General features: G+C 51.2%; 25 protein-coding genes. 7 read left to right on the forward strand and 18 right to left on the reverse strand.

Annotated elements, in window-relative coordinates:
- Nucleotides 1-451 precede the first annotated feature (451 nt).
- The 9 genes from dapB to FEK47_RS12975 form a co-directional block, all read right to left on the reverse strand.
- Nucleotides 452-1273, reverse strand: a complete 822-nt coding sequence (gene dapB / locus FEK47_RS12935; RefSeq protein WP_135486691.1) for a 4-hydroxy-tetrahydrodipicolinate reductase — start codon at nt 1271-1273, stop codon at nt 452-454.
- A gap of 160 nt (nt 1274-1433) precedes the next feature.
- A complete protein-coding gene (locus tag FEK47_RS12940; protein ID WP_135486692.1) occupies nt 1434-1799 on the reverse strand; it encodes a DUF805 domain-containing protein in 366 nt (121 codons plus the stop codon).
- A 22-nt stretch (nt 1800-1821) separates the two neighbouring features.
- Entirely contained in the window at nt 1822-2736 is a 915-nt protein-coding gene (gene rihC / locus FEK47_RS12945; protein WP_135486693.1) for a ribonucleoside hydrolase RihC, read from the reverse strand.
- Nucleotides 2737-2801: 65 nt separating this feature from the next.
- Complete coding sequence (gene ispH / locus FEK47_RS12950) at nt 2802-3752, reverse strand: 4-hydroxy-3-methylbut-2-enyl diphosphate reductase (protein WP_001166403.1); 951 nt, start codon at nt 3750-3752, stop codon at nt 2802-2804.
- 1 nt (nt 3753) lies between these two features.
- Nucleotides 3754-4203: an FKBP-type peptidyl-prolyl cis-trans isomerase gene (fkpB, locus tag FEK47_RS12955; RefSeq protein ID WP_000004655.1), complete on the reverse strand. Its 450-nt coding sequence runs from the start codon at nt 4201-4203 to the stop codon at nt 3754-3756.
- A gap of 87 nt (nt 4204-4290) precedes the next feature.
- Entirely contained in the window at nt 4291-4785 is a 495-nt protein-coding gene (lspA, locus tag FEK47_RS12960) for a signal peptidase II (RefSeq protein WP_000083369.1), read from the reverse strand.
- Nucleotides 4785-7601: an isoleucine--tRNA ligase gene (ileS, locus tag FEK47_RS12965; RefSeq protein WP_001286887.1), complete on the reverse strand. Its 2817-nt coding sequence runs from the start codon at nt 7599-7601 to the stop codon at nt 4785-4787. The genes lspA and ileS overlap by 1 nt, the downstream gene beginning before the upstream one ends.
- Nucleotides 7602-7643: 42 nt before the next feature.
- A complete protein-coding gene (gene ribF, locus FEK47_RS12970; protein ID WP_138183205.1) occupies nt 7644-8585 on the reverse strand; it encodes a bifunctional riboflavin kinase/FAD synthetase in 942 nt (313 codons plus the stop codon).
- Nucleotides 8586-8592: 7 nt separating this feature from the next.
- Nucleotides 8593-8811 carry a DUF2575 family protein gene (locus FEK47_RS12975; RefSeq protein ID WP_064525381.1) on the reverse strand — a complete coding sequence of 73 codons (219 nt, stop codon included), beginning with the start codon at nt 8809-8811 and terminating at the stop codon, nt 8593-8595.
- Nucleotides 8812-8913: 102 nt separating this feature from the next.
- On the opposite strand from FEK47_RS12975, the gene rpsT reads away from it, so the two are divergent.
- Nucleotides 8914-9177 (forward strand): 30S ribosomal protein S20, encoded by a 264-nt coding sequence (gene rpsT / locus FEK47_RS12980; RefSeq protein WP_001274019.1) that lies wholly within the window; start codon nt 8914-8916, stop codon nt 9175-9177.
- Nucleotides 9178-9269: 92 nt separating this feature from the next.
- Here the strand turns inward: rpsT and nhaR are convergent, their stop codons facing one another.
- The gene (gene nhaR, locus FEK47_RS12985) at nt 9270-10175 is read right to left on the reverse strand and encodes a transcriptional activator NhaR (RefSeq protein WP_135486694.1); all 906 of its coding nucleotides are present in this window, start codon (nt 10173-10175) and stop codon (nt 9270-9272) included.
- A gap of 59 nt (nt 10176-10234) precedes the next feature.
- Entirely contained in the window at nt 10235-11401 is a 1167-nt protein-coding gene (nhaA, locus tag FEK47_RS12990; RefSeq protein ID WP_000681376.1) for a Na+/H+ antiporter NhaA, read from the reverse strand.
- 584 nt (nt 11402-11985) lie between these two features.
- Here nhaA and mokC point away from each other — a divergent pair.
- Entirely contained in the window at nt 11986-12138 is a 153-nt protein-coding gene (mokC, locus tag FEK47_RS12995; protein WP_199852567.1) for a type I toxin-antitoxin system toxin MokC, read from the forward strand.
- Between the two features lie 105 nt (nt 12139-12243).
- Here mokC and dnaJ read toward each other — a convergent pair whose 3' ends face one another.
- Together dnaJ and dnaK are read right to left on the reverse strand one after the other, a co-directional pair.
- Complete coding sequence (dnaJ, locus tag FEK47_RS13000) at nt 12244-13374, reverse strand: molecular chaperone DnaJ (protein WP_001118464.1); 1131 nt, start codon at nt 13372-13374, stop codon at nt 12244-12246.
- 88 nt (nt 13375-13462) lie between these two features.
- Nucleotides 13463-15379: a molecular chaperone DnaK gene (gene dnaK / locus FEK47_RS13005; protein ID WP_000516135.1), complete on the reverse strand. Its 1917-nt coding sequence runs from the start codon at nt 15377-15379 to the stop codon at nt 13463-13465.
- A gap of 374 nt (nt 15380-15753) precedes the next feature.
- Here dnaK and FEK47_RS13010 point away from each other — a divergent pair, with 374 nt between their 5' ends.
- From FEK47_RS13010 to satP, 3 genes are all read left to right on the forward strand, one after another.
- Nucleotides 15754-16158, forward strand: a complete 405-nt coding sequence (locus tag FEK47_RS13010) for a DUF2541 family protein (protein ID WP_130221672.1) — start codon at nt 15754-15756, stop codon at nt 16156-16158.
- Nucleotides 16159-16183: 25 nt separating this feature from the next.
- Complete coding sequence (gene msyB, locus FEK47_RS13015; protein ID WP_130217496.1) at nt 16184-16897, forward strand: acidic protein MsyB; 714 nt, start codon at nt 16184-16186, stop codon at nt 16895-16897.
- Between the two features lie 148 nt (nt 16898-17045).
- Complete coding sequence (gene satP / locus FEK47_RS13020; protein ID WP_000528538.1) at nt 17046-17612, forward strand: acetate uptake transporter; 567 nt, start codon at nt 17046-17048, stop codon at nt 17610-17612.
- A gap of 205 nt (nt 17613-17817) precedes the next feature.
- Here the strand turns inward: satP and mog are convergent, their stop codons facing one another.
- Nucleotides 17818-18405, reverse strand: coding sequence for a molybdopterin adenylyltransferase (gene mog, locus FEK47_RS13025; RefSeq protein ID WP_130204821.1), 588 nt, complete (start codon nt 18403-18405; stop codon nt 17818-17820).
- Between the two features lie 114 nt (nt 18406-18519).
- Nucleotides 18520-19473, reverse strand: coding sequence for a transaldolase (tal, locus tag FEK47_RS13030; RefSeq protein WP_000130187.1), 954 nt, complete (start codon nt 19471-19473; stop codon nt 18520-18522).
- A gap of 279 nt (nt 19474-19752) precedes the next feature.
- Between tal and FEK47_RS13035 the strand changes: the two genes are divergently transcribed.
- Together FEK47_RS13035 and yaaA are read left to right on the forward strand one after the other, a co-directional pair.
- Nucleotides 19753-21183, forward strand: coding sequence for a sodium:alanine symporter family protein (locus FEK47_RS13035; protein WP_135486696.1), 1431 nt, complete (start codon nt 19753-19755; stop codon nt 21181-21183).
- 69 nt (nt 21184-21252) lie between these two features.
- Complete coding sequence (yaaA, locus tag FEK47_RS13040; RefSeq protein WP_130204817.1) at nt 21253-22029, forward strand: peroxide stress protein YaaA; 777 nt, start codon at nt 21253-21255, stop codon at nt 22027-22029.
- A 38-nt stretch (nt 22030-22067) separates the two neighbouring features.
- Here yaaA and FEK47_RS13045 read toward each other — a convergent pair whose 3' ends face one another.
- From FEK47_RS13045 to thrB, 3 genes are all read right to left on the reverse strand, one after another.
- On the reverse strand, nt 22068-22382 hold the full coding sequence (locus FEK47_RS13045; protein ID WP_130217502.1) for a DUF2502 domain-containing protein: 315 nt from the start codon (nt 22380-22382) through the stop codon (nt 22068-22070).
- A 205-nt stretch (nt 22383-22587) separates the two neighbouring features.
- Nucleotides 22588-23874 carry a threonine synthase gene (gene thrC / locus FEK47_RS13050; RefSeq protein ID WP_130217504.1) on the reverse strand — a complete coding sequence of 429 codons (1287 nt, stop codon included), beginning with the start codon at nt 23872-23874 and terminating at the stop codon, nt 22588-22590.
- Nucleotides 23875-24807, reverse strand: a complete 933-nt coding sequence (gene thrB, locus FEK47_RS13055) for a homoserine kinase (RefSeq protein WP_135486697.1) — start codon at nt 24805-24807, stop codon at nt 23875-23877.
- Between the last annotated feature and the right edge of the window lies 1 nt (nt 24808).

The following is a 24808-nucleotide window of genomic DNA, read 5'->3' on the forward strand; positions in this document are numbered from 1 at the left end:
CCCTCCAGAGAATATTCACTCACTTTATTTGCATATTAATTCACAATGATGACGTAAATCAATGCAAATCTGCTTACCGACGAATTTCTGGCAAACGGCGGCATTCTGGAGATATGGGAGCTAAAAGTCAACTTAATGGCGGGATTTTTTATATTATTTTGTGGCTCATGCATGTTTTACAGGCATTAAGCGGCAAAAACATCATCTAACCCGTTCTGGAAAACGCTTGCGCAGCAAGAAAATTGCATAAAACCAAAACCATTAGAAAAAAGTGGACCAGATGGTCAAAATTTACATTAAAACAACAAAAACAGGCAACTAAACTTTAATTTTTAGCCATTTTTTAATTATTAATAAACGAAACAAGAAAAATAAAAGGGCCAAAAATTAAAGCCCTTTATAATCAATAGATTGGATGTGTTATTTTTGCATCAACACAAATGTTTTGTGGTTATAATCTATTGAGATCCAGCACATCTCGCATATCAAAAAGACCACTTTCCTTACCATTTAGCCACAATGCCGATCTTACCGCACCGTTAGCAAATGTCATGCGGCTGGACGCCTTATGGGTAATCTCCAGACGTTCGCCGATATCGGCGAACATGGCGGTATGTTCCCCCACGATGTCACCCGCACGTACAGTGGCAAAACCAATGGTGCCAGGAACACGTTCACCAGTATGGCCTTCACGACTGTAGACTGCGCAATCTTTCAGGTCTTTATCAAGAGCGTGGGCAATCGCCTCCCCCATTGCCAGCGCAGTGCCTGACGGCGCATCGACTTTATGTCTATGATGTGCTTCGATAATTTCAATATCGGTGTAGTCACCCATTACCTGAGCGGCTTTCTCCAGCAGCTTAAGCATGACGTTAACGCCAACGCTAAAATTGGCGGCAAAGACAATCGCAATATCTGTGGCAGCGTCACGAATCGCTTGTTTGCCAGCGTCATCAAAACCCGTTGTACCAATCACCATCCCTTTGCCATGCTGGCGACAAAAAGCGAGATGGTTCAGCGTACCTTCCGGACGGGTAAAATCGATAAACACATCAAAATCATCTTTTACCGCGTCGAGGCTGCTTTGCACGGTAACGCCTGTTTTTCCGACGCCGGCCAGTTCACCAGCATCGCTGCCCAGTAAAGAAGATCCTTCGCGCTCCAGCGCCGCGCCCAGCTGTACGCCTTCTAATGCCAGCGCCGCCTGAATCAACTGGCGGCCCATACGCCCCCCGGCTCCCGCGATGGCAACGCGGATGTTTGCATCATGCATAGCTATTCTCTTTTGTTAATTTGCATAGACCGTTTTCAGAGTAACCAGCGCATCGCTACGCTGCCAGCCGAAAACGCTGATAATTAGAAATTAATGATAAACAGGGAGGGATATCAGTGAAAGGCATGACGCAGAAAGTGATGCGTCATGCCATCTGTCATTATGCCTGGTCTTGTGACTTTGACGGCAGGCAGCAAAGTATAAGCAGAATTACGCCCGTAACAGGGATCAACACGACAATGATAACCCACCACCCTGGATATCCGATATCGTGCATCCTTCTGACGGCTAGCGCCATCGCCGGTACGGCAAAAATCAACGTTAAAATAAATGACGCGGGCAGCGCAAAAAAAATGAAAGCACCATAGTCATTGTTCATTGTTACCGCAAACCACCAGCATAAAAGCGGTAGCAGACAGATAACGCCACTACCGATCATAAACGACCAGAACTCGAAGCGGTTGGCAACACCTTCATAATTAAAGATGTTTTTCCACCCTTCGAAATACGCTTCTCCATACGTCATAGAACACTTCCTTGTTTTCTGATTAGAGCGCCAGGGCCAGCACTTCCGCCACCCACTGCTGGAAGCCTTTCACATCCAGATCCAGCGCCACCTGCACGTTTGCAGGTTTACTCAGGCAACCGTCGATATCAACAACCGTAGTACCTGAGGTAAATTCGCCCTGCGTTTCTACCGCCACAAAACACGGCTTGAGAGTGAATAAGTCCGGGCGCACCAGCCAGGCGATAGCGCAGAGATCGTGCATTCGCAGGCCGCTTTGCATACTGCCGCTACGGTAGTGGCTAAACAGTGCATGAAGCATTTTTCCGGTGCGATTCAACTCCGGCAATGTAGCAAGATAATCAGGAGTTAACACCGCCTGATTGGTGACATCCAGACCGCACATGACGATTTCGATGCCACTACGGAAGACACAGGCTGCCGCTTCTGGATCGGCAGCGATATTAAACTCGGCGTTTGGTGTGCAGTTGCCGCGACCGGCAGAACCACCCATGATCACCAGACGGCGAATATGCGGTTTGCATTCCGGGCATTGTGAAAGTAACAGCGCAATATTGGTTAACGGGCCGATGGCCACTAGGGTAACAGGCTCTGGTGCACGCAGCAGGGCATCACGAATCGCCAGAAATGCGGGTTTGTCCAGTGGGCTTCTGTTGTGCTCGACAAAGTCGTAGCCAGCCATTCCCGATTCACCGTGCACAGAAGCTGCATTACGCGGTGCGCGTACCAGCGGCACAGCGGCTCCCTGGGCGAGCGGAATCTCCGCATTCCAGAAATGCAGCAGTTGCAGGGCGTTGCGGGTAGTTTTCTCAACCGAGACATTACCCGCGACGGTGGTCATCAGTTGCAGGTCGAGCTCGGGGGCAAAAATCGCGGCGGCAATGGCGACGGCATCGTCAATGCCGGGGTCAGTATCGAGGAAGATAGGTAAACGCATGTTTTCTCCATAAAAAATGCCGGTAACAAGACCGGCATTTTCGCATAACTTAGGCTGCTAATGACTTAATCGACTTCACGAATATCGACACGCAGCTCTTTCGGCACTTCGAAAACGATATTTTCTTCGCGGCCTTCCAGCGGAATGGCTTCGCCACCGCCAAGCTGCTGTAAACGTGCGACTACGTTCTGTACCAGAATATCCGGAGCTGATGCGCCAGCAGTCACGCCGACGCATTTCGCCTCTTTCACCCACTCTTCCTGGATATCTGTCGCATCGTCAATCAAAAACGCACGCTTGCCCATTCGCTGGGCCAGTTCCGCCAGACGGTTGGAGTTGGAGGAGTTTTTCGATCCTACCACCAGTACCACTTCCGCCTGTTCTGCCAGGGCGCGTACCGCTTCCTGACGGTTAGTGGTGGCGTAGCAGATATCATCTTTGCGCGGACCGACAATTTTCGGGAAGCGTTTACGCAGTGCGTCAATGACATCAGACGTGTCATCCACCGATAGCGTGGTCTGGGTCATAAAGGAGAGTTTCTCTTCGTTTTTGACCGTCAGTTTCCACACATCGTCCGGCGATTCGACCAGATACATTCCCCCTTCCGGGTTACTGTACTGGCCCATCGTACCTTCCACTTCCGGATGCCCGGCGTGGCCGATGAGAATAGATTCTTCGCCACGACGGCTGGCGCGCGCAACTTCCATATGCACTTTGGTCACCAGCGGACAGGTGGCATCAAACACTGTGAGATCGCGGCTTTTCGCTTCGTTGCGGACTGCCTGGGAAACACCATGTGCGGAGAAAATCAGGATCGCGCCGTCCGGCACTTCGCTGATCTGCTCAATAAAGATAGCCCCGCGCTCACGCAGGCTATCGACCACGTAGCGGTTATGCACCACTTCGTGACGGACATAAATCGGTGCGCCGTAAATGGCCAGCGCGTTTTCAACAATGCTGATAGCGCGGTCTACCCCGGCACAAAAACCACGCGGGTTGGCCAACAGGATCTGCATGTTACGCCTCCAGTGCCGGATCGATTTCCAGCACTTCAATATCAAAATGAACGGTCTGCCCGGCCAGCGGATGGTTGAAATCAACGGTAATGGAGTCGCCGTTAATTTCGCGGATCACACCAGGCATCTCACTGCCATCCATTGCGGTAAAAAGCATGATTGCGCCAATTTCTGGCTCGCCTGCATCCATAAATTCACGGCGGGAGAAGTACTGAATCAGGTCCGGTGACGGCACGCCAAACGCCGCATCTGGCTCCAGCGAGAAGGTGGTTTTATCGCCCACTTTCAGCCCCAGCAGGTGTTGCTCCAGCCCTTCAGAAAGAGAAGCATCGCCCAGGCGGAACAGCGCCGGTTTACCGTTGTTGCGGGTAGACTCGGCGGTGGTGCCATCATCGAGTTTTAGCGTGAAGTGCACCAGGACGGCGCTATTGCTCTGTACAGATTCAGACATGCAGGTTTGCTCTTATATTTTGAGGATTTTTGCCGGATGCGGCCTACGATTTCGCAGCAATCTGTAGGCCTTATCCGGCAGGGTTTATTATTGTTTTTTCGCTTTAGAAGGTAAAAAACCTTCCAGCACAATCAGTGCCGCACCGACACAAATGGCAGTATCGGCAAGGTTGAAGGTGGCGAAGTGCCAGTCGCCGACGTAGAAGTCGATCATATCGACAACGAAGCCGTGCCACAGGCGGTCGAACAGGTTGCCCAGCGCACCGCCAATAATCAGCGCGTAAGCGATATTGTTTAGCTTCTGCGTGGCCTTCGAGCGATACATCATCACTGCAAGGATCACGCTAATACCAATCGCAATACCGGCAAAGAACCAACGCTGCCAGCCGCCGCTATCGGCAAGGAAACTAAACGCCGCGCCATAGTTACGCGCATAATGCAGATTAAGCGACGGGAACAGCGGGACCGTATCCCCCAGAGCAAAGTTCTGGAGGATCAGGTATTTGCTGCCCAGATCGATAATCAGCACGACTACCACCAGCCACAGCCAGCGTAGCCCTGTTGAACAGATCGATTGACTCATCAGGCAAACTTACGTTTTTCACCGTCACCGGCGACGTTGCTGACACAGCGGCCGCAGATTTCTGCGTGTTCCGCCACCTTGCCGACATCCTGGGTGTAGTGCCAGCAGCGTGGGCACTTCTCACCTTCGGCTTTACTCAACGCGACTTTCAGCCCTTTGAGTACTTCGCTCTGCTGAGCATCAGCAGGTGCGTCGTTATAGTCTGCAACGGTAGCGCCGGAGGTCAACAGGACAAATCGTAATTCATCGCCCAGCGCGGTCAGTTTCGCCGCCAGTTCCGGTTCTGCATACAAGGTTACTGCCGCTTCCAGCGAGCCACCCACTTTCTTATCGGCACGCGCTTGCTCAATGACTTTGTTCACTTCGCCACGCACTTTCAACAGCTCGTCCCAGAACGCATCGTTCATCGCTTCACTGTCTGCCAGACCAAACAGGCCTTCGTACCACTCGCCGGTGAAGACGTATTTTTCACGTTCGCCCGGCAGGTAGCCCCACACTTCATCAGCGGTGAAGGAGAGGATTGGTGCCATCCAGCGCACCAGCGCTTCAGCGATGTGATACAGCGCAGTCTGGCAGCTACGACGCGCCACGCTGTCCGCTTTGGCGGTGTACTGACGGTCTTTGATGATGTCGAGGTAGAAGGATCCCATCTCAACGGAGCAGAAGCGCATCAGACGCTGTACCACTTCGTGGAAATCGTATGCTTCGTACGCCTTGAGGATGTCTTCCTGTGCCGCTTTCGCACAACCTACGGCCCAGCGATCCAGTACCACCATCTCTTCCGGTTTCACCATATCTTTTGCCGGATCGAAACCATTGAGGTTTGCCAGCAGGAAGCGTGCGGTGTTACGGATACGACGATAGCTGTCGGCAGCACGTTTCAGGATCTCGTCAGAAACGGCCATTTCACCGGTGTAGTCAGTTGATGCCACCCACAGACGCAGAATATCCGCGCCCAGTTTGTTCATCACATCCTGCGGCGAAACGGTGTTGCCGATGGATTTAGACATCTTGCGACCCTGACCATCCACGGTAAAGCCGTGGGTCAGTACCTGACGATACGGCGCTTTGCCCTTCATCGCGGTGGAGATCATCAGGGAAGACATGAACCAACCACGGTGCTGGTCAGAACCTTCCAGATACATGTCCGCTGCGTGACCGGCAAATTCAGGACGCACGTCAACAACGGAAGAGTGGGTAGATCCGGAGTCAAACCATACGTCGAGAGTATCCGGCACTTTCACATACTGGTCAGCTTCGTCGCCGAGGATCTCTTTCGCATCGAGATCCCACCACGCCTGGATGCCGTCAACTTCAACGCGTTTAGCCACTTCTTCCATCAGTTCGAGGGTACGCGGATGCAGCTCTTCCGTGTCTTTGTGCACGAACAGTGACATCGGTACGCCCCAGGTGCGCTGACGGGAGATACACCAATCAGGACGGTTAGCAACCATCGACTCGATACGCGCCTGGCCCCAGTCCGGGATCCACTGCACGCCTTTGATCTCTTTCAGTGACTGCGCACGCAGACCTTTCTGATCCATGCTGACGAACCACTGCGGCGTCGCGCGGAAGATGATCGGCGTTTTGTGACGCCAGCAGCACGGATAGCTGTGCTGCATTTTCTCAACGTGCAGCAGCGCACCTTTTTCCTGCAGCAGCGCAACGACGATGTCGTTCGCTTTGAAGACGTTCACGCCATCCAGCGTCGGGTAAGTACCCGGCAGATAAGTGCCGTCCGGGCCAACCGGGTTAGCGGTTTCCAGACCGTATTTCTGACCGATCACATAGTCGTCCGGGCCGTGGCCAGGCGCGGTGTGAACGGCACCGGTACCGGCATCCAGGGTAACGTGATCGCCGAGGATTGCCGGAACGTCGAAGCCCATAAACGGATGGGTAAAGCGCAGCAGTTCAAGCTCCGCACCTTTTACCGTGCCGAGAATGGTGTAATCGGTAACGCCGATACGCTGCATCACGCTTTCAACCAGATCTTTCGCCAGAATCACGGCCTGACCGTCGATCTGCACCAGCGCATAGTCGAAATCCGGTGCAATAGAGATTGCGCGGTTCGCAGGCAGAGTCCACGGCGTAGTGGTCCAGATCACCAGCGAGATTGGGCCGTTAACGTTGCTGACGCCAAATTTTGCTTTCAGCGCATCCTGATCGACCGCCTGGAAAGCGACGTCGATGGACGGAGAAGTTTTGTCGTAATACTCAACTTCCGCTTCTGCCAGTGCAGAACGGCAGTCAACGCACCAGTGCACTGGCTTCGCGCCTTTGTGCAGGTGACCGTTGCCTATGATTTTGCCCAGCGCGCGGATGATGTTGGCTTCAGTTTTGAAGTCCATGGTCAGGTACGGGTGCGACCAGTCGCCCAGCACACCCAGACGGATAAAGTCTTTACGCTGACCGTCAACCTGGGTCGCCGCGTATTCGCGGCACTTAGCGCGGAACTCGGCAGCAGTGAATTTCTCACCCGGCTTACCGTATTCTTGCTCTACTTTCAGCTCGATCGGCAGACCGTGGCAGTCCCAGCCAGGCACATACGGCGAGTCATAACCGGAAAGCCCTTTGGACTTCACGATAATGTCTTTCAGAATCTTGTTAACCGAGTGACCAATATGAATGCTGCCATTCGCATAAGGAGGGCCATCATGCAGAATGAAGGTTTTTTTGCCTTTTTTAGCCGCACGAATGATGCCGTACAGGTCATCATCAGTCCAACGCGCCAGCATTCCCGGTTCGCGCTTGGCGAGATCGCCACGCATCGGGAACCCTGTTTCCGGCAAATTCAGGGTTGATTTATAGTCACTCATCAGATTCTCGGTTCCGTATTTCGGTTTGATTACATAACAGGCTTAAGCCGGTTTTGTTAGCCCAAAAAATTCGCGGGCGGTTAATTCATCACGCGCAATCTGCGCTTTCAGTTCGTCCAGCGACGCAAATCGCTGCTCATTGCGTATTTTTTTACGCAGCACTACTTGTATATGGCGACCGTAAAGGTCCATTGCAACATCTAACAAATGCACTTCCAGCTGCTGGCGAATACCGGCAACCGTTGGGCGTGTTCCGATGTTTGCCACGCCGGGTAACGGCTTTTCACCGAGGCCCAGCACTTCTACCGCATAAACCCCTTTCACCGGGGAAACCTGACGGCGTAGCGGTACATTCGCCGTTGGGAAACCTATAGTGCGCCCTAATTCATCACCGTGGACCACACGCCCGGAGATGGCAAACGGGTGCCCCAGTAAACTTTCTGCCAGAGCCAGATTATCGTCTGCCAGCGCCTGACGCACAGCGGTGCTGCTGATACGCACGCCACCTTCGCAAAAAGTTTGCGTACTGGTAATGTCAAAGCCGTATTCCACGCCAGCTTTCTGTAATAACAAGAAATCGCCTTCACGACCAGCGCCAAAGCGGAAATCGTCACCCACGGCGAGAAATTTTACCCGCAAATGCTTCACCAGAAGATCGCTGATGAAGTTTTGCGCAGTCAGCGCCGCAAAGCGCCTGTCGAAACGCACGCACAGCACGTAATCTACGCCACACTCTGCAAGGTAACGCAGTTTTTCCCGCAGTCGGGTCAGTCTTGCCGGGGCTTTATCGGTAGCAAACAGTTCCAGTGGTTGAGGTTCAAAAAGCATCACCATCACCGGTAAGTGTCGCCTGCGCCCTTCTTCCTGCAAGCCCTGTAACAACGCGCGATGACCGCGATGCACGCCGTCGAAATTACCAATAGTCAGCACACACCCTTCTTGCGGGGCCTGGCTGAGATTATGTATGCCGCGTATCAGCTTCATGTCTGGCTCAAAACAGTGAAAATCGTCCGAGTATACCTTGTACAGCGGTCAAGGTTAACCGGCGATTGAGTACCGAAATCAGAAAGAAGTGGCTTTTCATTGCCATGGCGCAAATCACGGGCAGAAACTCACGGCCTGATGCAATTTTTATCGCGGAAAAGCTGTATTCACACCCCGCAAGCTGGTAGAATCCTGCGCCATCACTACGTAACGAGCGCCGGCACATTAACGGCGCTTATTTGCACAAATCCATTGACAAAAGAAGGCTAAAAGGGCATATTCCTCGGCCTTTGAATTGTCCATATAGAACACATTTGGGAGTTGGACCTTGGCTAATATCAAATCAGCTAAGAAGCGCGCCATTCAGTCTGAAAAGGCTCGTAAGCACAACGCAAGCCGTCGCTCTATGATGCGTACTTTCATCAAGAAAGTATACGCAGCTATCGAAGCTGGCGACAAAGCTGCTGCACTGAAAGCATTTAACGAAATGCAACCGATCGTGGACCGTCAGGCTGCTAAAGGTCTGATCCACAAAAACAAAGCTGCACGTCATAAGGCTAACCTGACTGCACAGATCAACAAACTGGCTTAATTGCCTGTTGTTGTCAGCTTTGTAAAAAAGCCCGCGCAAGCGGGTTTTTTTATGTCTGCAGGCCCAAACTGCAGCCTGCAAAGTACAAATGGTTATTTCGCGACAGGCATAAACAGCGCAGAGTAATCGGCATTGCAAATACGCTGTACCGCAGGGTGTTGAATCATCCTTTCGGCAAAAATGGCGTGGTACTCTTCCATGACGTTCTCAACTCGCCCTATCTCCACAACCGAATTATCATTATAAAAATCATTGGCGTACAGCGAAGGGGCAACGAAAATAGCGTTATGCGTCGCCCCAAAGGCTTTCATCAACGCCGCATCATCAAACTCCCCCAGAATTTCAACGTTTAAGCCCTGAGAGTTAAACCAGTTTAATAGCTTGCGTCCCAACATTGAGCGACGCCCCGGAATAAGTAAGCGACGCTCTTCCAGACAGGCAGGAAACGGCTTTTCTGGCAGCGGGTTAGTGCACCAGAAACTGACACCACACTCGCCAATTTTCATGGAAAACAGCCCTTCCTGCTGAGTGGAATCGATCGGACAGTCAGAGATGATCATATCCAGTTTATGCTGACTCAACTGCTCTAAAAGCATCTCGTGCGTCGATTCGAAACAGCGTAGATGGATCTGCTCGTCTTCCACAACTGCGGCATCCAGAACACTGCTGACCAGGCGTTTGGAAAGTGCATCTGCCACACCAACATCAAACAATAAGTTGGACTCTTTGCGATAGTTGACGATATCCAGCATTTCCTGGCTTAAGGTGAACATTTTATCGGCGTAGCGATAGACCAGTTCCCCCAGTTCGCTGGGTTCCAGACCACGTCCTTTACGTTTAAATAGTTTCCCTTGCAGGCGCTCTTCCAGCGCCCGGATCTGCCCGGTAATGGTTTGTGGTGTTAAATAAAGCGCCTCCGCTGCGCCAACCACAGAACCTTCTTTGTAGACATGCCAGAAGTAATACAAGTGGTTGTAATTGATATGAGACATGCTCATTTCTCTCCCTGATAAGAATGAAAAGGGAGCCATTTATGGCTCCCCGGTACATCGTCCTGTCAAACTGATGGACGTAAACGAATGCGTAACCAGCTATATCCAATTACCGCCGAAGAGATTGAGCCAACCAGAATGCCCAATTTCGCCCAGTTAATCAGTTCTGGATCTACGCTACCAAAAGCCAGGCTGGCGATAAAGATAGACATAGTAAAACCGATACCGCACAAGATCCCAACCGCCATAATTTGCTGATAAGTGGTTCCCTCTGGCAAATGAGCCAGTTTCAAACGCAGCGCCAACCAGCAGAACAAACTAATACCCAACGGCTTGCCAATCAGCAAACCGGCGATGATCCCTAATGGCAGGATGGAGGTCAGGCCATCCAACGTCACGCCTTGCAGAGAAACGCCGGCATTGGCAAAAGCAAACAGCGGCAAAATCAGATAAGCCACCCATGGATGCAATACATGCTCCAGGCGCTTCGCCGGAGAACGGCCATGCTTCTCTTTCAATGGAATAAAGAAACCGACAATGACACCTGCCAGCGTTGCGTGGACACCTGATTTCAACACTGCGGTCCACAGCACCACGCCGACCAGAATATAAACTCCCGTACGGCGAACACCACAAATGTTGAGCACCGCGAGCACCGCAATTGCTACAGCTGCAACGCCAAGAGAAGCCATCGACAAGTCATTAGTGTAAAACAAGGCGATGATTATGATGGCTCCAAGATCGTCGATAATAGCCAGCGCCATCAGAAAGATCTTCAGTGCTAACGGTACACGACTTCCCAATAACGCCAGCACACCAAGGGCAAAGGCAATGTCAGTCGCAGCCGGGATTGCCCACCCTTCACGTGTGATAGGATCGGCGTAGTTAAAGGCCAAATAGAGCAATGCCGGGACAATCATCCCGCCGATTGCGGCAATAACCGGAAACGCAGCCTGGCGCAAGCTGGCCAGCGATCCTTGCATCAGCTCGCGTTTAACTTCCAGACCAACTAACAGGAAAAATATCGCCATTAGCGCGTCATTTATCCATAACAGCATGTTTTTATTGATTTCAAGAGAACCTACCCGGAGCTGAACCGGCGTCTCAAGAAAGTCGTGATACCATCCACTGGTTGCGCCGCTGTTGGCCATAATCATCGCCAGAACAGCGGCAATGATGAGAATAATGCCTCCCGAGGCATCACTGCTAAAGAATCGATGCAGATGTTTCACTTTTTATTTCTCTTTCAGGTGAATAGATCGTTTTAACTATTTTACCCCGCACAAATCATCGTTAAAATCAGATTATAGTGTAGGAATAATTCGCTTTTTACGATCTATAAAGAAGATTAAGTCACCAGCAGAGGAAGTGTTTTTGGCGCTCGAAAGCGGTGGCTGATGACCTTAAGCCATGATAATCATAGCTTAAGGTCAAGATTTCTGAGGGATTAATTCGGAAAAGTAATAATTAATTTGTTGTCAGTCGGCGTTGTTTGTTAGGACAATATTTCAAAAATAATCCAGCTTATCGTCAATAATTGCGATAAAGAGATAAATTAAAGTTAAATAATTAAATCCCTAAAAAATTACGCCATAAAAATGCGAGGCGTCTTCAGGATTAGAATCGATAAAACTGAGTGGGTTAAAGAGAGCGGTATAATAGCGGCGGGTGCTTGAGGCTGTCTGTCTCAGGCATTAGCTGAACGGCAGATAGAGAAAAGCCCCGAGTGATATTTTACCATCAACCCGAGGCCCCCTATATGCAGAACACATGTAGAGTGCCTCTTACTGACCGTAAGGTCAAGGAGAAGAGAGCAATGAAGCAGCATAAGGCGATGATTGTCGCCCTGATCGTCATCTGTATCACCGCCATAGTGGCGGCGCTGGTAACGAGAAAAGACCTCTGTGAGGTTCACATCCGAACTGGCCAGACGGAGGTTGCTGTTTTCACGGCTTACGAATCCGAGTAAGAGCAACGGCGGGGAGCGATCCCCGCCACTTTACAGGTGCTCGCATATCTTCAACGCACCCTATTTTTTTACCCAGGCCTGCCCACGGGCAGGCTTTTGGGGAGGTTAACGAGTCAGGTCGTCGAAAAACTTCTTCACGCCATCAAAGAAGCTCTTTGAGCGCGGGCTGTTGTGCTCGCCGGTTGGGCCACCGAAGCTTTCTTGCAGCTCTTGCAGCAGCTGTTTCTGCTTCTCGTTCAGGCCTACCGGTGTTTCGACAACAACGCGGCACAGCAAGTCACCTTGCGCACCGCCGCGGACAGACTTGACGCCTTTACCGCGCATACGGAACAACTTACCGGTCTGGGTTTCGCCAGGCACTTTCAGTTTGACGCGACCATCAAGGGTCGGCACTTCGATTTCGCCACCCAGCGCCGCCATAGCGAAGTTGATCGGGACTTCGCAATACAGGTTGTTGCCTTCACGCTCGAAAATCGGGTGCTGTTTAACCTGTACCTGAACGTACAGATCGCCTGCCGGTGCGCCGTGTTCGCCCGCTTCACCTTCGCCCGCAAGACGGATGCGGTCCCCGGTGTCCACCCCTGCCGGGATTTTAACGGACAGCGTTTTGCTGCGCTCAACACGACCATGACCATGACATTTGTTGCACGGATCTTTGATCAGCGTACCGCGGCCCTGACAGTGTGGACAGGTCTGCTGCACGGCAAAGAAGCCCTGGCGCATCTGCACCTGACCAGAACCATGACAGGTCGGACAGGTCTGCGGCTGCGTACCTGGTTTTGCACCGCTACCGTGGCAAACGTCACACTCTTCCAGAGTCGGAATGCGGATCTCTTTGGTCACGCCACGTACAGCTTCTTCGAGGGTGAGCTCCATGTTATAGCGTAAATCAGCACCGCGCGCCGCACGTTGACGACCACGCCCACCGCCAAAAATATCGCCGAAAACGTCACCAAAAATATCGCTGAAGTCTGCGCCGCCGCCAAAACCGCCACCGCCCATGCCGCCTTGCTCAAACGCCGCATGACCATACTGATCGTATGCCGCACGCTTTTGCGAGTCGGTCAGAACTTCATAAGCTTCCTTGATCTCTTTAAATTTCGCCTCGGCCTCTTTGTCACCCTGGTTACGGTCCGGGTGGTATTTCATGGCCAGGCGTTTGTAGGCCTTTTTGATTTCACGCTCTTCCGCTGTTTTGGAAACGCCTAAAATCTCGTAATAATCTTGCTTAGCCATCTTTTTTTAATTGCCCCTAGATGAATGCACGGGCGGAGAGGAAATTCCCCTTCGCCCGTGTCAGTATAATTACCCGTTTATAGGGCGATTATTTTTTGTCTTTGACTTCTTCAAACTCGGCGTCGACAACATCGTCATCTTTCGCGTTGTTTGCAGAAGCATCAGCACCGGCAGTCTGCTGCTGGGCATGTTGTTGCTGGGCGATTTCCATCAGTTTCTGGGAAACCTGTGCCAGTTCCTGCATTTTCGCTTCGATAGCGGCTTTGTCTTCACCTTTCAGAGCAGTTTCCAGTGCAGTCAGCGCAGACTCGATAGCAGTTTTGTCGTCAGCCGGCAGTTTGTCGCCTGCTTCTTCAACCTGCTTACGGGTGCTGTGCAGCAGATGGTCGCCCTGGTTGCGAGTCTGTACCAGCTCTTCAAACTTACGGTCAGCTTCGGCGTTCGCTTCTGCGTCGCGTACCATTTTCTGGATTTCATCTTCGTTCAGACCAGAAGACGCCTTGATGGTGATCTTCTGCTCTTTACCGCTGTTTTTATCTTTCGCGGAAACGTGCAGGATACCGTCAGCATCGATATCGAAGGTAACTTCGATCTGCGGCATACCGCGCGGTGCCGGGTTGATACCATCCAGGTTGAACTGACCCAGAGATTTGTTATCAGCCGCACGTTTACGTTCACCCTGCAGCACATGGATGGTTACCGCAGACTGGTTGTCTTCAGCGGTAGAGAACACCTGGCTGTGCTTGGTCGGGATAGTGGTGTTTTTCGCGATCAGCGTCGTCATCACACCGCCCATGGTTTCGATACCCAGAGACAGCGGGGTAACGTCCAGCAGCAGTACGTCTTTTACGTCACCAGTCAGAACACCACCCTGAACAGCAGCACCGATTGCTACAGCTTCGTCCGGGTTAACGTCTTTACGCGGCTCTTTACCAAAGAACTCAGCAACTTTCTTCTGAACCATTGGCATACGAGTCTGACCACCAACGAGGATAACGTCGTCGATATCAGATACGGACAGGCCAGCGTCCTGCAGTGCAACTTTCAGCGGCTCGATGGAACGGTTTACCAGGTCTTCAACCAGGCTTTCCAGTTTCGCACGAGTCACTTTGATGTTCATGTGTTTCGGACCGGTCGCATCTGCAGTGATGTACGGCAGGTTAACATCGGTCTGCTGAGCGGAAGACAGCTCGATTTTCGCTTTTTCTGCCGCTTCTTTCAGGCGCTGCATTGCCAGCGGGTCGTTGCGCAGGTCAATGCCCTGATCTTTCTTGAATTCTTCAACCAGGTAGTTGATCAGGCGGCTGTCAAAGTCTTCACCACCCAAGTGGGTATCACCGTTAGTAGCCAGAACTTCGAAGGTTTTTTCGCCGTCAACTTCGTCGATTTCGATAATAGAAATATCGAAAGTACCACCACCCAGGTCATAAACCGCGATAGTACGGTTACCAGTACCTTTGTCCAGACCGTAAGCCAGCGCAGCTGCGGTCGGTTCGTTGATGATACGTTTTACTTCCAGACCAGCGATACGGCCTGCGTCTTTGGTTGCCTGACGCTGAGCATCGTTAAAGTATGCCGGTACGGTAATAACAGCTTCAGTTACCGGTTCGCCCAGGTAATCTTCCGCGGTTTTCTTCATTTTTTTCAGCACTTCAGCAGAGATCTGCGGCGGTGCCATTTTCTGGCCTTTAACTTCGACCCATGCGTCGCCGTTATCAGCAGCAATAATTTTGAACGGCATGATGGAAACATCACGCTGTACTTCTTCGTCCTGGAAGCGGCGGCCAATCAGGCGTTTAATCGCAAACAGGGTGTTTTGCGGGTTCGTCACTGCCTGACGTTTAGCCGGCTGACCAACCAGAGTTTCACCATCCTGGGTATAGGCAATGATAGAAGGCGTGGTGCGATCGCCTTCGGCGTTCTCCAGCACACGAGGAGTGGTGCCATCCATAATCGCTACACAAGAGTTGGTAGTACCCAGGTCGATACCAATAATTTTACCCATCTAAACGTCTCCACTATATATTCGGTCATCATGTGGTATGAGTCTGTAATAGGGGCGAAACGTCTGGTTTCAACTGCCCAATTTCATTTTTTTGCAGACTCACTCACTGCGGTTGACTACTAAATGGGGTCGTAACCCACGTCATCAAGGGGGAGATGCAAAAATTTTTTGTGCTTTTGCGCAGAAATTTCGTGATATGCCAAAAGAAGACATGAAACAGACGGCAATTTCATTCATATAAAGAATGAATTCAATACAAGGCATTCACCAAAAAATTGTAATAAAAAGAAAAGATTACATACCTGAATCTTCTTTTCGTCAGCAGTAAACTAGTGGTTATTCATCCCCTACAGCTCCCCGCTAAGAGAATCTTTATGAAATCCGTTTTTACGATTTCCGCCAGCCTGGTACTTGGCCTTATGTTGTGCTGCACGGCGCAAGCTAACGACCATAAAATCCTCGGCGTCATTGCGATGCCGCGTAACGAAACCAACGATCTGGCGCTGAAACTCCCCGTTTGCCGCATCGTAAAACGTATCCAGCTCACCGCCGACCACGGCGATTTACAGTTGAGCGGCGCGTCGGTTTATTTCAAAGCCGCCCGTAGCGCCAGTCAAAGCCTGAATGTTCCCGCCGAAATTAAAGAAGGGCAAACCACCAACTGGATCAACATTAACAGCGATAACGACAACAAACGTTGCGTGTCAAAAATCACCTTTTCCGGTCATACCGTGAACTCGTCCGATATGGCCACGCTGAAAATTATCGGCGACGATTAACGCTTGAACAGAGAAGCCACAATAAATGAATGTTAATTACCTGAATGATTCAGATCTGGATTTTCTCCAACATTGTAGTGAGGAGCAACTGACCAATTTCGCCCGTTTGCTCACCCATAACGAAAAAGGCAAAACTCGACTCTCCAGCGTTCTGATGCGTAATGAACTGTTCAAATCGATGGAAGGGCATCCCGAGCAACATCGCCGCAACTGGCAGCTAATTGCCGGAGAATTACAGCATTTTGGCGGCGATAGTATCGCTAACAAACTTCGCGGACACGGCAAACTGTACCGGGCCATTTTGCTCGACGTCTCAAAACGGCTGAAGCTAAAAGCCGACAAAGAGATGTCTACGTTTGAAATTGAGCAACAGTTACTGGAGCAATTTCTGCGCAATACCTGGAAGAAAATGGACGAGGAACATAAGCAGGAATTTCTCAAGGCAGTCGATGCCAGAGTCAACGAGCTGGAAGAGCTATTACCGCTGCTGATGAAAGACAAATTATTGGCAAAAGGCGTGTCGCATCTGCTTTCCAGCCAACTTACCCGCATTTTACGCACCCACGCAGCAATGAGCGTTCTCGGGCATGGTTTGCTGCGCGGCGCGGGGCTAGGAGGCCCGGTGGGCGCGGCATTAAACGGAGTTAAAGCTGTCAGCGGTAGCGCCTATCGCGTTACTATTCCGGCGGTCCTGCAAATTGCCTGCCTGCGTCGAATTGTCAGCGCCACTCAGGCCTAATCCCTCACATCGGGGAAAATTTTCATTTTCCCCTCAAAAGATCATGGACACTACTCCATTGGCTGATTATTATGCCGCGCCCTGAAATCACTACAGTTATTCAGGGAAATTATTTCACCATTCATTCAATGATGATTTTTGAGGAATTATGGGCAACACTAAGTTGGCTAATCCGGCACCGCTGGGCCTGATGGGCTTCGGCATGACCACCATTCTACTTAACCTGCACAACGTGGGTTATTTCGCTCTGGACGGTATTATTCTTGCCATGGGCATCTTCTACGGCGGCATCGCGCAAATTTTCGCTGGTCTGCTGGAGTATAAAAAAGGCAACACTTTCGGGTTAACCGCCTTCACCTCTTACGGTTCTTTCTGGCTGACGCTGGTTGCGATTCTGCTGATGCCGAAACTGGGCCTGACCGATGCGCCAAATGCGCAGTTCCTTGGTGTCTACCTGGGTCTGTGGGGCGTGTTTACGCTGTTTATGTTCTTCGGCACGCTGAAAGGCGCACGCGTTCTGCAATTCGTTTTCTTTAGCCTGACCGTGCTGTTTGCCCTGCTGGCGATCGGTAACATTGCCGGTAACGCCGCGATCATCCACTTTGCCGGCTGGATTGGTCTGATCTGCGGTGCCAGCGCAATCTATCTGGCGATGGGCGAAGTGCTGAACGAGCAGTTTGGTCGCACCGTTCTGCCGATTGGTGAATCCCACTAATTGCTTGATATCCCCCGCTCGGGGGATATCAGATTGTTGACAACGTGCGCTTTATTCATGCCGGAAGCGGCGTGAACGCCTTACCAGGCCTACAAAATCGTGCAAATTCAATATATTGCAGGAAGATCGTAGGCCTGATAAGCGTAGCGCATCAGGCAGTTTTGCGTTTGTCATCAGTCTGATCCCCCCGCCTGGGGGGATTTTTTTATTCGCTAACTTCTCGTCTTGCGCTCTTCGGTCTGAATGCTGCAACCACTTCCGGTGCCGTTTCAACATATGGCCCTTCCAGCAACTGAATGCAGTACGGTACGCTGGCAAAAATACCGTGCACCACGACCTTACCCTCGGCATCCTTCACGCCTTCCAGCGTCTCTTTAATAGACTTCGGCTGACCGGGTAAGTTAAGGATCAGTGCCTGTTTGCGGATCACGCCCACCTGGCGCGAAAGGATCGCAGTTGGCACAAAATGCAGGCTAATCTGGCGCATCTGTTCACCAAAGCCAGGCATCTCGCGGTCCGCTACTGCCAGCGTCGCATCGGGCGTTACGTCACGGCGCGCCGGGCCAGTACCGCCGGTTGTCAGCACCAGATGGCAACTCATTTCATCCACCAGCTCACACAACGTTTGCTCAATGATCGCCTGCTCATCGGGGATTAAGCGAGTTTCCAGTTCAAACGGCGTGGTTAGCGCCGATGTCAGCCATTCTTCCAGCGCAGGGATGCCTTTATCCTGATAAACGCCGCTGGACGCGCGATCAGAGATGGAAACTAAGCCAATACGTAAAGTATTCATCAAGATTTTTCCGTTTAAACAGTCTCGTTAAACAGAATGATACACTGCGAAGGGAGTGACAGACAGGCTTCAGAAGAGGTAGCGTGACCGACTTCCCGGTCACGCTAAGAATGATTACAGCAGATCGCCGATCATTTTTTCCAGTTTTTCCTGGTCAACAGCAAACTTACGGATACCTTCCGCCAGTTTATCTACTGCCATTGGATCCTGGTTGTGCTGCCACAGGAACTCGGACTCAGTGATACGCGCCGGACGCGCTTTCACTTCACCAGTGTAAGACAGTTTACGTTCGATAGCCCCTTCGCTCTCAGCCAGCTCTTTCAGCAGTGCCGGTGCGATGGTCAGACGGTCGCAGCCTGCCAGTTCCAGAATTTCGCCGATGTTACGGAAGCTTGCGCCCATAACCACGGTTTCATAACCGTGTTCTTTGTAGTACTGGTAGATTTCAGATACAGAAACGACACCCGGATCTTCTGCCGGAGCGTACTCTTTCTTATCGGTATTGGCTTTGTACCAGTCAAGAATACGGCCAACAAACGGAGAAATCAGGAACACGCCCGCTTCCGCACAAGCACGTGCCTGAGCGAAGGAGAACAGCAGAGTCAGGTTACAGTTGATACCTTCTTTTTCCAGCTGTTCTGCAGCACGGATACCCTGCCAGGTAGAAGCCAGTTTGATCAGAATACGATCGTTGCTAATACCTGCATCGTTGTAGAGCTTAATCAGGCGTTTTGCTTTCGCAATTGACGCTTCGGTGTCATAGGAAAGACGCGCATCAACTTCAGTTGAGATACGGCCCGGAACCAGTTTCAGGATTTCCAGACCAATATTTACTGCCAGTTTGTCGGTCGCGTCCACGATCTGCTGCGCGCGATCGTTGCTCTGCTGTTTCGCCCAGGCGACAGCATCATCAATCAACTTACGGTATTCCGGAATTTGCGCTGCGTTAAGAATGAGAGAAGGGTTGGTTGTGGCATCCTGCGGTTGATACAGCTTCATTGCCGCGATGTCCCCAGTGTCGGCCACTACGGTGGTGTACTGACGAAGGGAGGTCAATTTGTCCGTCATGATAGTATTTCTCTTTAAACAGCTTGTTAGGGGGATGTAACCGGTCTGCCCTGATGATATCACGACGTAACGACAGCGCAACCGCAGACAAGAGGGTTATCACCAGGCAAGACTGTTTCGGATTTCTGACATGGCGTTGATATCACCCGCCATTTTTAAACAAAACCTCATGTATGCTACACAGACGTTATCAACCAATGCACATCGTATATAATTCTTAATCAATTGGTAACGTTTACACAGGAATGTAACCGCGCGCCGGCGACAAGAGGGATACGAATGCCTGATTTTTTCTCTTTTATTAACAACGTACTATGGGGATCAGTGATGATCTACCTGCTCTTCGGCGCAGGCTGTTGGTTCACTTTTCGTTCTGGGTTCGTTCAATTTCGCTATATTCGTCAGTTTGGCAAAAGTCTTAAAAATAGCATTCATCCGCAACGAGGCGGTTTAACTTCTTTTCAATCATTGTGTACCAGTCTCGCCGCACGTGTCGGCAGCGGCAACCTGGCAGGCGTTGCGCTGGCTATCACCGCAGGTGGGCCGGGTGCCGTTTTCTGGATGTGGGTTGCCGCATTTATTGGCATGGCGACCTCTTTTGCCGAATGTTCCCTTGCCCAGCTTTATAAAGAACGTGACGTCAATGGGCAGTTTCGCGGCGGACCGGCATGGTATATGGCGCGTGGGTTAGGGATGCGCTGGATGGGCGTTCTGTTCGCCGTCTTTTTGCTCATCGCCTACGGACTGATTTTCAGCGGAGTTCAGGCAAATGCTGTCGCGCGCGCGATGAGTTTTGCATTTGATTTCCCTCCGTTAGTAACGGGTGTCATTCTCGCCATTTTTACTCTGTTGGCGATAACTCACGGCATTCATGGCGTCGCCCGGCTAATGCAATGGTTTGTCCCTATTATGGCGTTAATCTGGGTACTCACCAGCCTGGTCATTTGCGCAATGAATATCGGGCAACTTCCACACGTTATTTGGTCTATTTTTGAAAGCGCCTTTGGCTGGCAGGAAGCGGCAGGCGGCGCGGCGGGTTATACCCTGAGTCAGGCGATTACTAACGGCTTTCAGCGCAGTATGTTTTCCAATGAGGCGGGGATGGGATCAACACCGAACGCAGCAGCGGCGGCGGCATCATGGCCACCGCATCCGGCAGCGCAAGGTATTGTCCAGATGATCGGCATCTTTATCGACACGATGGTGATTTGTACGGCAAGCGCCATGCTGATATTGCTGGCTGGTAACGGCACCACCTATTTGCCACTGGAAGGTATCCAACTCATTCAGAAAGCGATGCGTGTATTAATGGGTTCCTGGGGGGCAGAATTTGTCACGATAGTGGTGATTCTATTTGCCTTCAGCTCGATCGTCGCCAACTACATTTATGCCGAAAATAATCTCTTCTTTTTACGGCTGAACAACCGGAAAGCTATCTGGAGTCTGCGTATCTGTATCTTTGTTACGGTCATTGGCGGTACCCTACTGAGCCTTCCTCTAATGTGGCAACTGGCCGATATTATTATGGCCTGCATGGCAATCACCAATTTGACAGCGATTTTGCTGCTTTCCCCCGTGGTGCATATCATTGCCAGCGATTATCTGCGCCAACGTAAACTCGGCGTACGTCCGGTGTTTGATCCGCTGCGCTACCCGGATATCAGTCAGCAACTGTCCCCTGATGCGTGGGATGATTTGTCGCAGGAGTAATCACAACTATCGATCAACTCATCCACTTTTTTTGCTACAGTCGCAGTAAATTTCCTGCAAGGACTGGATATGTTGATTCTGATTTCACCTGCTAAAACACTTGATTATCAAAGCCCTTTGGCCACCACACGCTACACGCTGCCGGAGCTGTTAGACAACTCCCAACAGCTTATCCATGAAGCGCGAAAACTAACGGCACCGCAGATTGGCAAGCTGATGAAAATCAGTGACAAGCTGGCCGATCTCAACGCTACCCGCTTTCATGACTGGCAGCCAGATTTCACGCCAGAGAATGCCCGGCAGGCAATTCTGGCATTTAAAGGCGATGTCTATACCGGCTTGCAAGCCGAAACCTTTAGTGAAGAAGATTTCGCTTTTGCCCAGCAGCATTTACGTATGCTTTCCGGTTTGTACGGCGTACTGCGCCCGCTCGATTTAATGCAGCCATACCGTCTGGAGATGGGGATCCGGCTTGAGAATGCGCGGGGTAAAGACCTGTACCAGTTCTGGGGGGATGTGATCACCAACAAGCTAAACGAAGCGCTCGAAGCACAAGGCGATCAGGTGGTGATTAACCTGGCGTCAGATGAGTATTTTAAATCAGTGAAACCGAAGAAATTAAATGCCGAGATAATCAAGCCGGTATTCCTCGATGAGAAGAACGGCAAGTTTAAGGTCATCAGCTTCCATGCTAAAAAAGCGCGTGGCCTGATGAGTCGGTTTATCATTAAAAATCGCCTGACCAAGCCAGAGCAACTGACAGGTTTTAACAGTGAAGGTTACTTCTTCGATGAAGCCTCTTCCAGCAATGGCGAACTGGTGTTTAAACGCTACGAACTGCGTTAAGTTTGCGGTAAATGCCGGAGGTCATCCGGCATTTATATTTAGCGGTGATGTCTGCCAGGCCCCGGATAATGATCATCCCGGTGATCATGACGATGATCGTCACGATGATCGCGATGATTATTATAGTGCGGCTGCAGTCCGTATGGGTGCCAGCGATTGCCTCGCCATTCATAATTTCTGTGCCACCAGTCGTGGTCACGCCAGTAACCGCCATCCCAGTAGAAACCGCGATAATCACGATCGCCAATCTGTAACTTTACTGATGGCACCAGCATTATTTCCTCAGCCTGCGCTGCCATAGGAGCAACCAGAATCAGGGAAAATGCGAGTAAGAGAGATTGCATCTTTTTCACAGGTGACTCCTTATTATCATTGCCAGTTATGGGCCGATATAAGGAGCTTACGGTAAAAGAATCCTCGTTGTCATTATCCAATCTAAGTTACCGCATTTATTGAAAATTTCTCCTTTTTTTCTGTCGATTTTTCTCATATTTTCTCCACAAAAAAGCCGAGCTGTATAAACACAAGCCCGGCTATTTTTTCGGAATTTAATGGATATTAATTATGATTCATCATGAGGTTGCGCAGCGCAGCAAAATCGGCAGGCAGACTATGTGAAAGTAAGGGTAAATCAGCACGTTCTGCCAGCTCTTTTGGCAGTTCCAGCGTTTCACCAAGAATCACTTCCACGCTCTCTTTAAACTTCGCCGGGTGCGCGGTGCCGAGGAACAGGCCATATTCTCCCGGATGAAGTTGGTCACGCAGCGCACGGTAAGCCACGGCAGCATGCGGTTCCGAGGTATAGCCCAGTGCTTTTAACTCACGCATTGTCTGCCGGGTGGTTTCATCATCCACCGCCGCATAACCCAGCTCCTTCAGTTGCCAGATTTTACGGCGGAACAACTCTTCCACTCGCGGCCAGTTGTTTGGCTGGCTGACATCCATCGCATTGGATAATGTCGCCTGGGTAGCTTTAGGCGCCCACTGCCCGTCGTGCAGGAAACGCGGCACCGTATCGTTAACGTTAGTGGCAGCAATAAAACGTTTCACCGGCAGACCGAGTGATTTCGCCAGCAATCCTGCCGTCAAATCGCCGAAGTTTCCGCTCGGCACTGAAACAACTAGCTGGTTACGCGCTTCCTGTGGCAACTGCGCCACGGCTTCAAAGTAATAGCAAATCTGCGCCAGCAAACGACTGATGTTAATAGAGTTAGCAGAGTTCAGTCCCAACGCCACTTTTAGTTCTTCATCATCGAACGCCTGTTTAACAAGAGCCTGGCAAGCATCAAAATCGCCGTCGATGGCGACGGTTTCAATATTGCCACCCAGCGTACAGAACAGTTTTTCTTGCAGTGGACTGATTTTGCCGTGCGGGTAAAGGATGACCACTTTAACGTTCGGTAAACCGTAGAAAGCGTGAGCCACTGCTGCTCCGGTGTCGCCGGAAGTCGCAGTCAGAATAGTCACTGGCTTATCGCCCGCAATATGGGTCAGCATTTGCGCCATAAAGCGACCGCCGAAATCTTTAAATGCTAGCGTTGGCCCGTGGAACAACTCCAGACAACCGACGTCATTTTCAACTTTGGCAACCGGAGCCGGGAAAGCGAATGCCGCACGCACGCGCTCTTCCAGAACTTCCTGTGGGATCTCATCACCAATAAACGCCGAGAGGATCTTCGCGCTGCGAGTGACGAAATCCAGTTTCAGCATCTCATCAATTTCGGTCAGGCTGAATTCCGGTAGCTCATGAGGGAAAAACAACCCCTGATTTTTGCCCAATCCCTGCGTTACGGCTTGCGCAAAACTGACCTGCTCATTGTGATCTTTCAGATTGTAGAGTTTCATTTAGTTTTCCAGTACTCGTGCGCCCGCCGTATCCAGCCGGCAAATATGAACAAAACCTTCCTGATTTTGCAGGTAATTCTTACCTAACCAGTCGGCAACTCGCTGGGCGGTATCCAGTTTATCGCACAGGGCGAACAAGGTCGGCCCCGAGCCGGAGATACCGCTCGCTACCGCACCGATTTCCGCGACCGCCTGACGTGCTTCCCTGAAGCCTGGCAATAAACGTTCACGATAGGGTTCAGCGATAACATCTTTCATCAGCTTCGCGGCAAGTTCAGGCTGGCGGGAATAGCAGGCGTGAATGAAGCCTGCCAGATGTCGCCCGTGAGCAATGCAATCCTGGCGGCGATACTGCGCCGGTAAAATAGCCCGTGCTTCTGCCGTCGAGACTTTAATCCCCGGATACGCCAGCACCCATAACCACTCATCAAATCCTGGTACCTGCTGGCTGATGATGCCGTTTTCTTCGATCATCAACTGCATGCCGCCAAGAAAGCACGGTGCCACGTTGTCGTAATGAATGCTGCCGGAGATACGCCCTTCCAGTTCGCCCATCAAGGCCAGCAGGCGGGTATCATTGAGCGGCTTACCGCAGTGTTCATTCATCGCCACCAGCGCCGCGACCACCGAACAGGCGCTGGAACCTAAGCCAGAACCGATCGGCATATTCTTTTCCAGGGTCATCGCCACCGGAATTTGCTTACCCACTTCCTGGCAAAAACGCTCCCAGCACTGATAAACGATATTTTCCTGCGGTTCTGACGGTAGCTTGCCTGCAAACCGTCCAAGATTGTTGAGACTGAAGCGTTCTGCTGACTCAACCGTCACTACATCTCCCAGCAAGGAACCATCAACAGGCACCACCGCCGCCCCGAGCACATCAAACCCGACGCTCATATTGGCACTGGAAGCCGGAGCATAAACCTTAACCATT

Origin of the sequence: Escherichia sp. E3659, assembly GCF_005781135.1 — a bacterium.
Classification (GTDB): Bacteria; Pseudomonadota; Gammaproteobacteria; order Enterobacterales; family Enterobacteriaceae; genus Escherichia.

Bases quoted from the DNA above. Each gene is read 5' to 3' on its own strand.
- dapB (WP_135486691.1), bottom strand. From the start codon at position 1,273: ATGCATGATGCAAACATCCGCGTTGCCATCGCGGGAGCCGGGGGGCGT.
- FEK47_RS12940 (WP_135486692.1), bottom strand. From the start codon at position 1,799: ATGACGTATGGAGAAGCGTATTTCGAAGGGTGGAAAAACATCTTTAAT.
- rihC (WP_135486693.1), bottom strand. From the start codon at position 2,736: ATGCGTTTACCTATCTTCCTCGATACTGACCCCGGCATTGACGATGCC.
- ispH (WP_001166403.1), bottom strand. From the start codon at position 3,752: ATGCAGATCCTGTTGGCCAACCCGCGTGGTTTTTGTGCCGGGGTAGAC.
- fkpB (WP_000004655.1), bottom strand. From the start codon at position 4,203: ATGTCTGAATCTGTACAGAGCAATAGCGCCGTCCTGGTGCACTTCACG.
- lspA (WP_000083369.1), bottom strand. From the start codon at position 4,785: ATGAGTCAATCGATCTGTTCAACAGGGCTACGCTGGCTGTGGCTGGTG.
- ileS (WP_001286887.1), bottom strand. From the start codon at position 7,601: ATGAGTGACTATAAATCAACCCTGAATTTGCCGGAAACAGGGTTCCCG.
- ribF (WP_138183205.1), bottom strand. From the start codon at position 8,585: ATGAAGCTGATACGCGGCATACATAATCTCAGCCAGGCCCCGCAAGAA.
- FEK47_RS12975 (WP_064525381.1), bottom strand. From the start codon at position 8,811: ATGTGCCGGCGCTCGTTACGTAGTGATGGCGCAGGATTCTACCAGCTT.
- nhaR (WP_135486694.1), bottom strand. From the start codon at position 10,175: ATGAGCATGTCTCATATCAATTACAACCACTTGTATTACTTCTGGCAT.
- mokC (WP_199852567.1), top strand. From the start codon at position 11,986: ATGAAGCAGCATAAGGCGATGATTGTCGCCCTGATCGTCATCTGTATC.
- dnaJ (WP_001118464.1), bottom strand. From the start codon at position 13,374: ATGGCTAAGCAAGATTATTACGAGATTTTAGGCGTTTCCAAAACAGCG.
- dnaK (WP_000516135.1), bottom strand. From the start codon at position 15,379: ATGGGTAAAATTATTGGTATCGACCTGGGTACTACCAACTCTTGTGTA.
- FEK47_RS13010 (WP_130221672.1), top strand. From the start codon at position 15,754: ATGAAATCCGTTTTTACGATTTCCGCCAGCCTGGTACTTGGCCTTATG.
- msyB (WP_130217496.1), top strand. From the start codon at position 16,184: ATGAATGTTAATTACCTGAATGATTCAGATCTGGATTTTCTCCAACAT.
- satP (WP_000528538.1), top strand. From the start codon at position 17,046: ATGGGCAACACTAAGTTGGCTAATCCGGCACCGCTGGGCCTGATGGGC.
- mog (WP_130204821.1), bottom strand. From the start codon at position 18,405: ATGAATACTTTACGTATTGGCTTAGTTTCCATCTCTGATCGCGCGTCC.
- tal (WP_000130187.1), bottom strand. From the start codon at position 19,473: ATGACGGACAAATTGACCTCCCTTCGTCAGTACACCACCGTAGTGGCC.
- FEK47_RS13035 (WP_135486696.1), top strand. From the start codon at position 19,753: ATGCCTGATTTTTTCTCTTTTATTAACAACGTACTATGGGGATCAGTG.
- yaaA (WP_130204817.1), top strand. From the start codon at position 21,253: ATGTTGATTCTGATTTCACCTGCTAAAACACTTGATTATCAAAGCCCT.
- thrC (WP_130217504.1), bottom strand. From the start codon at position 23,874: ATGAAACTCTACAATCTGAAAGATCACAATGAGCAGGTCAGTTTTGCG.
- thrB (WP_135486697.1), bottom strand. From the start codon at position 24,807: ATGGTTAAGGTTTATGCTCCGGCTTCCAGTGCCAATATGAGCGTCGGG.